We start from the raw sequence: 12,537 nt of genomic DNA, 5'->3' as shown, positions 1-12,537 counted from the left end.
TCGTCTTCAGGTCGCGGATATTGTAGCGGCCTTGGGGCTCGGCATAGGCGAAGGAAAGGATGGCCTTGCCGGCGATGATCTGGCCGATCATCTCCTCGGCGCCGGCGGGGGCACCGTGCTTCAGGAAGCCACCGCCGATGACGACCGTGCCGAGATAGGGCTCGACCACAAGGGCCTTACCCAGCTCTTCCATGACAACCATGTTCTCGGTGTAGCCGCCGCCCAGGCCGCCCTGGGCCTCCGGGAAGGCTGCGCCCAGGATGCCGAGCTCGTCGGCGAAGGCGCTCCAGACGTCAGGCCTCCAGAAGGGCTCGCGCCCCAGGCCCGCCCGACGCTGGTCGAAGCTATAGTTGTCGGCAAGGTAGCTCGCGATCGTATCGCGAAGCATCGACTGTTCTTCGGTGAAGCTGAAATCCATGTGTGTCCCGCCCGGGGGCCGCAGCCCCTGCTGAATGTTCCGAGAATGCCTTAGATGCCCAATACCATCTTGGAGATGATGTTGCGCTGGATCTCGTTGGAACCGCCATAGATCGAGGTCTTGCGGCCGTTGAAGTAGTCGCCGGCGAGGTCCAGGGAGTGCTGGGGCCCGATGCCGGAGTTGTGGCCTGCCTCGCCAAGGAAGGGGGCGCCGTAGTGGCCGGCGGCCTCCAGGGCCAGGTCCTGAAGGCGCTGCTGGATTTCGGTGCCCTTGATCTTGAGGATCGAGCTTTCCGGGCCGGGGCCCTTGCCGCTGGACTCGCCAGCCAGGGTGCGAAGCTCGGTGAACTCCAAAGCCGTCAGGTCGATTTCCAGCTCTGCCACCTTGCGGCGGAAGAAGGCGTCCTGGATCAGGGTGCCGCCGTCGTCCGACATCTCGTTGGAAGCCATCTGGCGCAGGCGCTCCAGGCCTCGCTTGGAGCGGGCCACCCCAGCGATACCCGAGCGTTCATGGGCCAGCAGGGCCTTGGCGCAGGTCCAGCCCTGGTTCTCGTGGAAGATGCGGTTCTCGACCGGGACCTTCACATTGTCGAGGAAGACGTCGTTGACCTCGTGACCGCCCTCAAGGGTGGTGATGCGGCGCACCGCGATGCCCGGGCTCTTCATGTCGATGAGCAGGAAGGAGATGCCGGCCTGCGGCTTGGCGTCGGGGTCGGTCCGGACCAGGAAGAAGCCCCAGTCGGCGTGCTGGCCGAGGGTGGTCCAGGTCTTCTGGCCGTTGACGACGTAATATTCCTTGCCGTCATCGCCGGTGATGCGTTCGGCGCGGGTCTTCAGGCTGGCGAGGTCGGAGCCGGAACCGGGCTCGGAATACCCCTGGCACCACCAGTCGATTCCGTCGCGGATACCGGGCAGGAAACGCTGCTTCTGCTCCTCGGTCCCGAAGGTGTAGAGGACCGGTGCCAGCATGGAGACGCCAAAGGGCAGGACGGCGAGGGTGTCGGCCCGGGCCTGCTCCTCGGACCAGATGTACTTTTGGGTCGGCGTCCAGCCGGTTCCGCCCAACTCGACCGGCCAGGACGGCGCGGACCAGCCCTTCTTGGCGAGGATCCGGTGCCAGGAGAGATAGTCCTCCTTGCTAAGGGTTTCTCCCCGCTCCTGCTTCTCCCTCAGATCCCTCGGATAGTTTTCTGCAAGGAAGGTCCGAACTTCATCGCGGAATGCAGTGTCTTCGGGTGGGAAATCCAGGTTCATGATTGAGCTCCGGCCGCAGGCGCGATGATACGCGTCCTTCCGCCGCCCCCAGATAGGCGACGGATGGCCGCTTGAAAAGTGGTGCAGGGCCTTCGCGTCAGGGGAGTTTCATCCTGAAGGTCAGGACGATACGCCCGGAGCGGATCCGCCGGTCATCGGGCGCAACCCGGGTGTTGCGGGCGAGCTGAAGGGCGAAGGACCCGACATTGGCGCCGGTTGGGTCTTCAGAGACCAGACGGCAGTCCTTCACGCGCCCGTCCGCGAGTACCCGGCAATCCACCGACGCCCGACCCTGTCCGGGGTCCCGGGTGTCAGCGGCGGCGAGTAGGAGCAGAGCCAGGAACAGCATCCGGGGCTTGTAGCCCGGGCCGGTCCCGACGCAGTATGAAAACCGGACAGCGGGAGGCGGCAGACAGGCATGAGCGATCAGGACCGCCCCGCGAATGCCGTGCGCACCCCTTGTATCAACGTCTGCATCGTCGACGGCGAGAGCGGGCTCTGCATGGGATGTTACCGCCGCCTGACCGAGGTGGCCGGCTGGTCGAAGATGACGCCTGAGGCGCGGGACGCCGTCATGGCGGAGCTTCCCTCCCGCCGCAGCCAGATCCGCCCCGAGAAGCTGGCCATGTTCTCGTGAGCCCCCCATCCCCAACGCCCCCTCCAAGGACGCACCCGTAATGAACAGGCGAAATCTCATGGCGGCGCTCGCCGCCCTCGCCGCCAGCCCAGCGGCCGCACAGACGGCGACCCCGACGGCCGGGAACGACGGAATGAGGATCGTGCTGGTCGGCACCTCGGGGCCCCTGCCCGTCCGCGACCGGGCCAAGCCCTGCGTGGCCATACTGGCTGGCGGGGGTCTCTACCTCGTGGATGTTGGCCCGGAGTCCACCGAGAACATGATGTCCTGGCGGCTTCCCGTGGCCTCGGCGCGGGCGGTCTTCCTCAGCCATCTGCACTCCGACCACATCGGCGACCTTGGCGAATTCAATATGCAAAGCTGGGTCCAGGGCCGGGAGCGGCCCCTGGCGCTTGTCGGCCCCTCCGGGGTCGATAAGGCCGCCCGGGGGTTCAACCTGGCCTACGAGAACGACCACGGCTTCCGGCGGGCCCACCACGAGCACGGCGGCTTCGGCTTCCCTATCGCTGCCGGCCTGATCGAGCCCAAGGTCATCCGGATTCCGTCAGGGGCCCCTACCGCGACCGCCTGGCGCGACGGGGACCTGACCGTGACCGCCATAAGGGTGTCGCATGACCCCGTGAGCCCGGCCTTCGGCTACCGGTTCGATTACCGGGGCCGTTCCGTCTCGATCAGTGGCGACACGAAGAAATGGCCCGCCTTCGCCGAAGCCTCGAAGGGCGTCGACGTCATGCTGCATGAGGCCCAGAACGAGGCCATGACCCGCCAGCTCTCCCAGGCCCTGAAGGGCATGGGAAACGCCCGTACCAGCTCGATGATGGCCGATACCCTCAGCTACCACACCACCCCCGTCGAGGCCGCAGACCTCGCCCGGGCGGCGGGCGCCAAACGCCTGGTCCTCTACCACCTGACCCAGGCGGGACTGCCTATCTTCACGCCAGAGGCCTTCACCCGGGGCATGGATGACGGCGGCCCCCTCGACTGGCGGCTGGCGAAGGACGGCATGACCATCGACCTGCCCTCCGGAAGCGACGAGATCCGCTTCGGTCAGCTCTAGGTCAGACGCGTGCCCGGCCGCGTTCACCTCCGGCTAACCATCCCCGACTAGCTTGCCATCCGTTGGAGCCGGATCCGGAAGGTCGCAGGACATGCAGAGGAAGGCCGTCATGGCCCTGATCGCCGCCGTCGCTGCGGTCGCTGCCGGTCAGGCAGTGATGGTCCTGGCGCCTGTGGTTCGCGCCTCCGCCGTCCGTCTGCCGGCTTCCCGCCCCGCTGCCGCTGCGCCCGCCGCTGTCTTGATGGGACAGGACGGGCATTATTGGGCCCAGGCCCGGGTCAACGGCCGGACCGTGCGCATGCTGGTGGACACCGGTGCCACCGCCGTCTCCCTGACGGCGGCAGACGCCCGGAGGGTGGGGATCGACCCCACCGCCCTGACCTATGGCCTGAAGGTGGCCACCGCCGCCGGTGAGGCCCGGGCGGCACGCATCACCCTGCCCTCGGTGGCCGTCGACGGGGCTGAGGTCCGCAATGTGGACGCCCTGGTCCTCGACCGGGATACAGACGCCTCCCTGCTGGGGATGAGCTATCTCAGCCGGCTGTCAGGCTTCGACGCCGACCGTAAGACCCTGCGCCTGCACCCCTGAGCCCGCCACCTCGGCGAGCGCCCTGATGATGACCCCGGCGTCCGCCCCGGGCCGTACGGACTCCACCGTCAGGATTCGCCGCCAGGCTCGGGCTCCGCGGCGCCCCTGGAACAGGCCCAGCATGTGCCGGGTCATGGCCGCCAGGGACACGCCCTCGGCAAGGCGCGCCTCCACATAGGGCAGGTAGGCCTCCACGGCGGCTTCTGGCGTGACGGTGGCGGCCTCGCCGAAGATCCGGGCGTCCACCTCTCCCAGCAGTCCGGGGTCGTGATAGGCCGCCCGGCCGAGCATGACCCCGTCGAAGTCGGCCAGCAGGGCCTCCGCCGCGTCAAGGTCGCCAATCCCACCGTTCAGCACGATGGTCAGGCCAGGCCGTTCCCGCTTGAGCCGTCGGACCAGGTCGTAGTCCAGGGGCGGGATGTCGCGGTTTTCCTTGGGCGACAGGCCCTTCAGGATCGCCTTGCGCGCATGGACCACGAAGGTGGCGATCCCGGCGCCCGCGCAGGCGTCGACCAGGGTGAAGAGGCTGGCCTCCGGGTCCTGGTCATCCACGCCGATCCGACACTTCACCGTCGCCGGAACCTGCACAGCCTGCCGGATGGCGGCCATGCACTCGGCCACCAGGCCAGGCTCCAGCATGAGGCAGGCCCCGAAGCGCCCGGACTGCACGCGGTCTGAGGGGCAACCAACATTGAGGTTGACCTCGCGATAGCCAAAGTCCTCGCCGATCCGCGCCGCCGCCGCCAGCTCCGCCGGGTCGCTGCCCCCGAGCTGGAGGGCGACGGGATACTCGGCCGCATCGAAGCCCAGCAGCCACTGGCGGTCGCCATGCAGGACGGCCGCGCTGGTCACCATCTCGGAATACAGGAGGGCGCGACGGCTCAGCACCCGGTGAAAGGACCGGCAGTGCCGGTCGGTCCAGTCCATCATCGGGGCGACGGAGAAGCGGTAGGAGGGGCTGTCAGTCAAGGTTTTGGGCGTTCTGGACGGCGAAACGCCCGCCCTTTAGCCCATTCCAGCATTACACGCACGTGACATCGGGCGGCGAGCTTGGCAGGGTCTCCTCAAGCGATTCCCTGCTTGAAAGGATTTCCATGAACATTTCCGACCTGGTCGACGCTGTCGCCGCGACCGACTCCAAGCTGACCAAGGCCCAGGCCAAGGCTGCCATCGAAGCGACCTTCAACGCCATCCGCGACGCCGCCGCCAAGGGCGACGAAGTCTCGGTGCCTGGCTTCGGCAAGTTCGCCGTGCAGTCCAAGCCGGCCCGCACGGGTCGCAATCCCTCCACCGGCGCGACCATCGAGATCGCCGCCTCCAAGGCCCTGAAGTTCAAGCCCGCCAAGGCGCTCAAGGACGCCCTGGTCTAGGAAAGACGCGCAGCGGACCGGCGGAAACCGCCGGTCCGCTCCCGCCCCGGATACGGTCACGCGGCTTCAGGCCACCCCGAGGACCGCGGCGAGGACCATGAGAATCCCAACTAGACCGACCGCCCACAACAGGGGGCGGATCTTGGGAAGGCCCAGCAGGTAGACCACCGCGTGGGCCACTCGCGAATAGAAGAACAGCTTGGCACCAAGGGCCGTCGTTGCCCCGAGAACTCCCGTGGCCGCAGCCACCAGGATCAGGGGCGCGAAGATCATCAGGCCCTCGCGATGGTTGTCGACGACGCGCAGCGCCCGGGCGTGGAAGCCTTCTGGCGGGCTGAGCCCGTCCCGGGAATCTCCCATGACCTGAAGGCCCTTGGAGCGGACCCCCGCCACGGCCTGGATGACGACAAGAACCAGAAGCAGAGTGGTCGAATAGACGAGAAGCCTGAGTTCGATCGGCATGTGTCCCTCCCTGTTGCGTCGACCCCCTCATGGTGTCGTCCACAGGGGGCGAGGCTGTGCCGCTTCCCCACCGGCGTCAACGGGCCCTTGGCGATCCCCTTCCCCCGGGCGATGATAGGCAATCCAGGAGACCTCGACATGATGACCCGCACCCTCAGGCGCTGCGCCCTTGGCGCGACCCTCCTCCTTGCGGCCTGTTCGGCAGGCGGATCGCCGGACGCCCTGTCCGGGTTTGGTCCGGAGCCGAAGTTGCCGCCGCCATCCCACTCCCTCATCCCGCAGGTCGGGATCGCCAAGCCCGTGGGCTGGTCGGGCTCTGAAGCGCCACGTGCGCCGGAGGGGTTTGTGGTGACCCGGTTCGCCGGCGCCCTCGCCCATCCGCGCTGGCTCCTGGTCCTGCCCAATGGCGATGTCCTGGTGGCGGAGTCGTCCTCGGAGAAGAAGGGCAAGCCCAGTTTCCGCGACCGGGCGGCCAACCTGCTGATGGGGCGCGCCGGCGCCATCGAGAGCACCAGCCCGAACCGGATCACCCTGCTCCGGGACGCCGACGGCGATGGGGTGGCCGAAGTCCAGACCCCCTTCGCCGAGAACATCCGGCGCCCCTTCGGCATGACCCTGGTCGGCGAGAACCTCTATGTGGCGCAGGACGACGGCATCGTCCGCCTGCCCTACAGGACCGGCGACATGAAGGCGACGGGACCGGCCGAGCGGATTTTTGACCTGCCCGCCGGTCGCAATCATCACTGGACCAAGAACGTCTTCGCCAGCCCGGATGGAAAGACCCTCTACGCCACCGTCGGCTCGAACTCGAACATCGGCGAGAACGGCATGGCTGAGGAAGAAGGCCGCGCTGCCATCTGGGCCATCGACCCGGTCGCACGCACCGGGCGCGTGTTCGCCAGCGGCCTGCGTAACCCCACCGGCCTGGACTTCGAACCGGTCACCGGTGCCCTTTGGACCGCAGTGAATGAGCGGGACGAGCTGGGCCCGGACCTGGTGCCCGACTATATGACAAGCGTCCGAGACGGAGGCTTTTACGGTTGGCCCTACAGCTATTACGGAGCCAACGTGGACCAGAGGGTCCAGCCGCAGAAGCCGGACCTGGTGGCCAAGGCCCTCAAGCCGGACTACGCCCTGGGCGCCCACACCGCGTCCCTGGGCCTTGCCTTCTATAAGGCCTCGGCCTTCCCGGAGGCCTATCGCGGCGGCGTCTTTATCGGGCAGCACGGGTCCTGGAACCGCAAGCCCTACAATGGCTACCGCGTCGTCTTCATTCCCTTCCGGGAGGGAAAACCCTCGGGTACGCCCCAGGTCTTCCTGGACGGCTTCCTCACGCAGACGGGCGAGGCGCACGGTCGTCCGGTCGGCGTCGCGGTGGACCGGACCGGGGCCCTGCTGGTCGCCGATGACGGTGGCAAGGCCATCTGGCGGGTCGCCCCCAAGCGCCCCTGAGGGCCCGCCTTCACCCGAAGGTCTTCCTCAGCCGGAACTGGATGGCCCCGTCGTACTGTAGGTTCCGGTAGTCCTGGTAGTTGAAGGGTGCCGTATTGCGGGGCCCTGACCAGACATCTCGCACCCGGGCCACGTCCCGGGCGAGGGGCGCCTGGACCTCGACCCGGAAGGACAGGTCGGGACGCCACTTCCATTCGCCATAGACGACCATCCAGGTCTCAACCTTCTGGGTCTCGATCTCGGACGCCCTAAAGAAGCGGTCGATATAGGGCCCAACCAGGTCGATCCCCCAGGTGGAGCTGAGCTTGGGCAGGTCCTGGGTGTAGTGCAGTTCCCACTCGGATTCCCGCACCGCCTGGATGGCGGGAGGCGGACCGTAGGTCACGATGGCCGAGATCTGCCGGGGCGTTCCTGTCGTCGGGTCCGTGACCTCGGTTTCCCGGAAGGTAACCTGGGCCTTGAGCATGGAGAGGGGAAGGCCAAGGCCGTCGAGGGGAGAGCTGAGGCTCAGCTGAATCTCGTTCCGCCAGCCATCGCCTATGTTGGCGGGCGCATCCGCCACAAGGTTCCCGAAATAGACGGGTGCCCGATCGATGACGTCCTTCAGCTCGGCATGTCTCACGGTGACGATCACGGACCCACGCTTGAGGAAGCGCCGCTCCACGGCCACCTCCGCCACCCAGGCCTGCATGGGTGAGAGGTCGGGATTGCCAGCGATCACCGCCCCGGTCTGCGCCACGCTGTTATTGGCCACGAAGTCGTCGAAGTTGAGCTGGGTGACCTCGCGTTCGAGCCGGCCGCGAACCTGAAGGTCCGTCATGGCCGACCAGGTCACCGTGGCCCGGGGCTTGGTGAAGGACAGGGACTTCTCGAGGACCACATCGCCCGAGGAGGTCACCGTCGAGACCTCCTGCCTGAGGCCGAACTCGAAGGCGAGGGTCGGAGATGCCCGCCAGGCCGCGACGCCGAAGAGCTCCCCGCGCTTTTCCTCCACGTGAACATTGGCGGCAGGCAGGGCCAGGGAGGTGTTGTTGATCTTGAGGCTGGTGGCCGAGTCGAGGGTGTTCAGCGCCCCCTCGATACCCGCCTCCAGGTTGAGGGAGGGGGATGCAGTCCGCCGGAAATTGAACCGCCCCACAGTCTCGGACACGTCCTTGGTGTTGGTGAAGAGCCGGTTCAGGCTGGGGCTTTCAAACCGGACGTAGCTGTCGGAGTTGTTCCACTGCTGGAAGGCCACCAGGTCGATCTGGTTGGCGCCCAGGCGGCGATTGAACCGGGCCCCGAGTTCCCCCTGGACCTTTGCGTCCGCCGAGTACTGGTACTCCCGCCAAACCCCCGGATAGACGATGTGGTCGTAGTACTCGCCGGCGGCGTCATTGCCCATGAAGGTGCCGTTCAGGCGCAGGCGGCCGCCCGCCAGCGGCGTCTCGTAGGCGCCCATCAACCACCGGCGTTCGCCCTGGGCATCCCAATCGATGTTCGAGCGGATCAGGGGCCGGCCGGCGGCGTCGAGGCGGAGCCGATCGCCGTCGCCCGCCTGGTCGTTGGGGCCCTTGCCAAAAACGAAGGAGGCCTCCAGGAGCCGCTTGCCCCAGCGCCACTCGCCCTCGGCCCGCAGGCCGTTGAGGACCCGTCCGTCCGCGATGGGCCAGGTGGTCCAGGTCGCCGCACCCTTGCCCCCCGAGGACCCCTTTCGGATGACGTTGGCGATCACGGTGCGGCCCTGCATGTCGATACCCGGGGCGCCACCCCGGATGACGTCGATGCGCAGGACGGAGGACACCGGGATCCGGCGCAGGACCTCCTCGAGGGTGTCGTTCTTCGAGACTGGCGGCTCGCCGTCGATCAGCACGTTACCACCCGACCCGGACAGGCCCCGGACGGCGGCGCCCTTGTCGAAGGTGAAGCCCGGCAGGCGCTGCACCATTTCCAGGGCGGTCGACGGACCCACGTCGGCGAAATAGGAGGGCGGGTAGGACATCACCCCCTGCTCGGAGGCAGGAGCCGGAGCGGCCGCCGCAAGGGCCGGCGCAGCGGCGGGGGCTCCGGCGGCAGGGGCTACGGGGAGAGGTGCCGGTTCAGCGAGGGCGAGCCCCGAAACCGCTGCAAGGACTAACAAAAGCATAAAAACCGAACCCCCAGGCACGCGAGTCTGACGCGCTGCGCCCCAAAGGGCCAGAAAAAACCTACCCGGCGGTGTTCAGACCCGGCCGGTCACCGGGACCAGGGCGCCCGTGACCGCCGAGGCGGCCTCGGAGGCAAGGAACAGGATGACCGCCGACAGTTCCGCTGGCGAGACCCAGAGGGCGGGATCGGCCTTGGGCATATCGGCCCGGTTGGCGGGGGTGTCGAGGATGGAGGGCAGGACCGCGTTGACGGTGATCCCGTCCCCCTTCAGCTCCTCGGCGAGACTTTCCGTGAGCCGGTGAACCCCAGCCTTGGACGCCGCATAGGCGCCCATGCCGGCGCCCGAGCGCAGGGCGGCGTTGGCCCCGACATTGACGATCCGTCCGGCCTGTGACCCCTGCAGGTGCGGCAGGGCCGCCCGGCAGGCATTGGCCGCCGTCGCCACGTTCAGGCGATAGAGCCGGTCCCAGGTTTCGGCGTCGCCGTCGGCCAGGGTCTGCCAGGAAAAGCCCCCGGCAATGTTGAGCAGGGCGTCGATCCCACCAAGGGCAGAGGCAGCAGCGTTCACCGCCAGATGGGCGGACGCCGGGTCGGTCAGGTCGACCCCGGACAGGACGAAGGCACCCGGCCCGCAGTCGGCCACAAGGCCGTCCGGGGGCTCGGGCGCGAAGTCCAGCAGGGCGATGCGGTCGCCGCCCGCCGCAGCAGCCTTGGCCACCGCGGCGCCCAGGATCCCGAAGGCCCCGGTGACGACGATCCTGCGTGCGGTCACCAGCGTCCTACAGACGCTCGATGATGGTCACGTTGGCCAGGCCACCGCCTTCGCACATGGTCTGCAGGCCGTAGCGCCCGCCCCGGCTCTTGAGGGCGTTCACCAGGGTGGCCATCAGCTTGGTACCAGAGGCGCCGAGGGGGTGACCCAGGGCGATGGCGCCGCCATTGATGTTCAGCTTTTCCGGGTCAACCCCGAGACGCTGCATGTAGGCGACCGGCACTGAGGCGAAGGCTTCATTGACTTCGAAGACGTCGATGTCCTCGACCTTCATGCCGGCCTTCTTCAGGGCGCGCTCGGTGGCCGGAAGCGGGGCTTCCAGCATGATCACCGGATCGTGGCCCATCACCGACAGGTGGTGAATGCGGGCCAGGGGCGTCAGGTTGTGCTCTTTCAGGGCACGCTCCGACACCACCATGACGCCCGAGGCGCCATCGCAGATCTGGCTGGACGAGGCCGCCGTGATCCGGCCGCCCTCGCGCAGCAGCTTCACGCCCTTGATGCCGTCGAGGCTGGCGTCAAAGCGGATGCCCTCATCCACCGTGTGAAGGGTCTTGTTGCCGTCGGCGTCCGTGATTTCGACGCCGATGATCTCGTCCTTGAAGGCGCCGGCCTGGCTGGCGGCGATCGCCCGCTGGTGGCTGCGATAGCTGAACTCGTCCAGCTGGTCCTTGGTCAGGTTGTACTTCTCGGCGACCATTTCCGCGCCCACGAACTGGGAGAACTGGATGCCGGGATAGCGCTCTTCCTGCCAGGGGCTCTTGGGCAAACCAAAGCCGTTCTGGGCCGGGAGGGAAACCGACAGGCCCATGGGCACCCGGCTCATGCTCTCGACGCCCGAGGCGATGACCACGTCCATGGTGCCGGACATGACCGCCTGGGCCGCGAACTGCAGGGCCTGCTGGGACGAGCCGCACTGGCGGTCAATGCTGGTGCCGGGCACGCTCTCCGGCAGCTTGGAGGCCAGAACGGCGTTGCGGGCGACGTTGGTGGACTGCTCGCCCACCTGCATCACGCAGCCCATGATCACGTCCTCGACCGCCGCCGGATCGATGGAGGTCCGGTCGACGAGGTCGTTCAGCACGACGGCCGCGAGGTCTGTCGGATGCCAACCCTTCAGCTTGCCGCCCTTGCGGCCGCCGGCGGTGCGTCCCGCCGCAACAATATAGGCTTCGCCCATGTTTTCGCTCCCACACTCGACCCCAGGCGATCCCAGAGTGCATCGGGTAGGGACCATAGGCCCCGGACGCGGGGGAAGCCAAGCCGTTCCGAAGCCCCGACTTGAGCAGAGGGGCCAGGGTTCAGGCTGGGGTTCAGGCCGAGAAGGCCTGGGCAAGGATACGATTGAGGGCCTCAGCGTCGATCGCATCGAAGGCAGCGGGGATCTCGGCGTCGACGTCCAGCACGGCGATCAGCCAGCCGGCGGCGTCGAAGACCGGGCAGACGATCTCGCTGGCCGAGCGTGAGTCGCAGGCGATGTGGCCGGGAAAGGCGTGGACATCCTCGACCACCACCGTCTCGCGACGCTCGGCCGCAGCCCCGCAGACCCCCTTGCCGAAGGGGATGCGCAGGCAGCCCAGTGTGCCCTGGTAGGGCCCCAGGACCAGCTCGCCCGGCCGGGTCGGATCCACCCGGTAGAAGCCGGTCCAGAAGAAGTGGGGAAAGGTCTGGGCCAACATGCCCGCCACTACCGCCATCCGCGCGGTCCGGTCGGGCTCGCCGTCGAGCACCGAGGCGATCTCCTGGGCTAGGGCGGCATAGCGCGCGGCCTTGTCCCGGGGGAGTTCTATGGAGTTGAAGGCTTCAGCCATGGGGTCCTTCTAGCATCACCCGGCCCCCGGCGGCGAGGCCGTGCCGCGGCCCTGCTGGAGCGCTTCCCGCCGCAGGGCTGACGGCCCCAAAGAAAAAGGCGGCGCCCCGCGAAGGACGCCGCCCGTTTCCGCTCCCGGCCCTTTCAGGCCCGGATCACATCCGGTGCAGGGCGCACAGCTTGTTGCCGTCCGGATCGCGCAGGTAGGCCAGGTAGAGCTTGCCCTGGCCGCCTTCGCGCACGCCGGGCGGGTCCTCGCAGGTGGTGCCGCCGGCAGCGACGCCCGCCGCGTGCCAGGCGTCGGCCTGGGCCGGCGTGGTGCAGGCAAAGCCAATGGTGCCGCCATTGCCGGCCGTGGCCGGCTCGCCGTTGATCGGCTGGCTCACCGAGAAGATGCCCGTGGGCGTGATGTAAAAGATCCGGTGCCCATCCACCCGGGCCGGCGACACGCCCAGCGTGCCGAGCACGGCGTCGTAAAAGGTCTTGGCCGTCTCCAGGTTATTGGTGCCGATCATGATGTGCGAAAACATCGGTCTTTCCCCTTGTGCATGGCCGTCCGCAGCGGACGGGGCGGGCGGCATAGAAGGGGG

15 protein-coding genes are annotated in these 12,537 nt (G+C 67.8%); 5 read left to right on the top strand and 10 right to left on the bottom strand.

Going from position 1 to position 12,537, the window contains the following annotated elements:
* The 3 genes from WCJ52_RS07410 to WCJ52_RS07400 form a co-directional block, all read right to left on the bottom strand.
* Positions 1-418: acyl-CoA dehydrogenase family protein (locus WCJ52_RS07410; protein WP_336902670.1), on the bottom strand; the 418-nt coding region annotated here is incomplete at its 3' end.
* 50 nt (positions 419-468) lie between these two features.
* Positions 469-1,671 carry an acyl-CoA dehydrogenase family protein gene (locus WCJ52_RS07405; RefSeq protein ID WP_336902669.1) on the bottom strand — a complete coding sequence of 401 codons (1,203 nt, stop codon included), beginning with the start codon at positions 1,669-1,671 and terminating at the stop codon, positions 469-471.
* Between the two features lie 97 nt (positions 1,672-1,768).
* The gene (locus tag WCJ52_RS07400) at positions 1,769-2,020 is read right to left on the bottom strand and encodes a hypothetical protein (RefSeq protein ID WP_336902668.1); all 252 of its coding nucleotides are present in this window, start codon (positions 2,018-2,020) and stop codon (positions 1,769-1,771) included.
* Positions 2,021-2,089: 69 nt separating this feature from the next.
* On the opposite strand from WCJ52_RS07400, the gene WCJ52_RS07395 reads away from it, so the two are divergent.
* The 3 genes from WCJ52_RS07395 (at position 2,090) to WCJ52_RS07385 (ending at position 3,954) form a co-directional block, all read left to right on the top strand.
* Complete coding sequence (locus tag WCJ52_RS07395) at positions 2,090-2,308, top strand: DUF1289 domain-containing protein (RefSeq protein ID WP_336902667.1); 219 nt, start codon at positions 2,090-2,092, stop codon at positions 2,306-2,308.
* 58 nt (positions 2,309-2,366) lie between these two features.
* A complete protein-coding gene (locus tag WCJ52_RS07390) occupies positions 2,367-3,365 on the top strand; it encodes an MBL fold metallo-hydrolase (RefSeq protein WP_336902666.1) in 999 nt (332 codons plus the stop codon).
* A gap of 91 nt (positions 3,366-3,456) precedes the next feature.
* Positions 3,457-3,954 (top strand): TIGR02281 family clan AA aspartic protease, encoded by a 498-nt coding sequence (locus WCJ52_RS07385; protein WP_336902665.1) that lies wholly within the window; start codon positions 3,457-3,459, stop codon positions 3,952-3,954.
* On the opposite strand, the gene dusA is transcribed toward WCJ52_RS07385, so the two are convergent.
* Positions 3,910-4,923 (bottom strand): tRNA dihydrouridine(20/20a) synthase DusA, encoded by a 1,014-nt coding sequence (gene dusA / locus WCJ52_RS07380; RefSeq protein WP_336902664.1) that lies wholly within the window; start codon positions 4,921-4,923, stop codon positions 3,910-3,912. The genes WCJ52_RS07385 and dusA overlap by 45 nt on opposite strands.
* A 125-nt stretch (positions 4,924-5,048) precedes the next feature.
* Here dusA and WCJ52_RS07375 point away from each other — a divergent pair, with 125 nt between their 5' ends.
* Complete coding sequence (locus WCJ52_RS07375) at positions 5,049-5,324, top strand: HU family DNA-binding protein (RefSeq protein WP_336902663.1); 276 nt, start codon at positions 5,049-5,051, stop codon at positions 5,322-5,324.
* Between the two features lie 66 nt (positions 5,325-5,390).
* Here WCJ52_RS07375 and WCJ52_RS07370 read toward each other — a convergent pair whose 3' ends face one another.
* The gene (locus tag WCJ52_RS07370; protein WP_336902662.1) at positions 5,391-5,786 is read right to left on the bottom strand and encodes an MAPEG family protein; all 396 of its coding nucleotides are present in this window, start codon (positions 5,784-5,786) and stop codon (positions 5,391-5,393) included.
* Between the two features lie 138 nt (positions 5,787-5,924).
* On the opposite strand from WCJ52_RS07370, the gene WCJ52_RS07365 reads away from it, so the two are divergent.
* On the top strand, positions 5,925-7,238 hold the full coding sequence (locus WCJ52_RS07365) for a sorbosone dehydrogenase family protein (RefSeq protein ID WP_336902661.1): 1,314 nt from the start codon (positions 5,925-5,927) through the stop codon (positions 7,236-7,238).
* Positions 7,239-7,248: 10 nt separating this feature from the next.
* On the opposite strand, the gene WCJ52_RS07360 is transcribed toward WCJ52_RS07365, so the two are convergent.
* The 5 genes from WCJ52_RS07360 to WCJ52_RS07340 all read right to left on the bottom strand — a co-directional run bounded on the left by WCJ52_RS07360 (position 7,249) and on the right by WCJ52_RS07340 (position 12,477).
* Complete coding sequence (locus WCJ52_RS07360) at positions 7,249-9,219, bottom strand: TonB-dependent receptor (protein WP_336902660.1); 1,971 nt, start codon at positions 9,217-9,219, stop codon at positions 7,249-7,251.
* Between the two features lie 219 nt (positions 9,220-9,438).
* Positions 9,439-10,137: an SDR family NAD(P)-dependent oxidoreductase gene (locus WCJ52_RS07355; protein ID WP_336902659.1), complete on the bottom strand. Its 699-nt coding sequence runs from the start codon at positions 10,135-10,137 to the stop codon at positions 9,439-9,441.
* 7 nt (positions 10,138-10,144) lie between these two features.
* Positions 10,145-11,317 carry an acetyl-CoA C-acetyltransferase gene (locus WCJ52_RS07350; protein ID WP_336902658.1) on the bottom strand — a complete coding sequence of 391 codons (1,173 nt, stop codon included), beginning with the start codon at positions 11,315-11,317 and terminating at the stop codon, positions 10,145-10,147.
* Between the two features lie 133 nt (positions 11,318-11,450).
* Positions 11,451-11,948 (bottom strand): GAF domain-containing protein, encoded by a 498-nt coding sequence (locus WCJ52_RS07345; protein ID WP_336902657.1) that lies wholly within the window; start codon positions 11,946-11,948, stop codon positions 11,451-11,453.
* 154 nt (positions 11,949-12,102) lie between these two features.
* Positions 12,103-12,477 carry a VOC family protein gene (locus WCJ52_RS07340; RefSeq protein WP_336902656.1) on the bottom strand — a complete coding sequence of 125 codons (375 nt, stop codon included), beginning with the start codon at positions 12,475-12,477 and terminating at the stop codon, positions 12,103-12,105.
* Positions 12,478-12,537 lie beyond the last annotated feature (60 nt).

Origin of the sequence: Phenylobacterium sp. (genome assembly GCF_037138395.1) — a bacterium.
Lineage (GTDB): Bacteria > Pseudomonadota > Alphaproteobacteria > Caulobacterales > Caulobacteraceae > Phenylobacterium.
The sequence above is the reverse complement of the archived record's forward strand: the minus strand, read 5'-3'. Positions and strand labels throughout refer to the sequence as shown.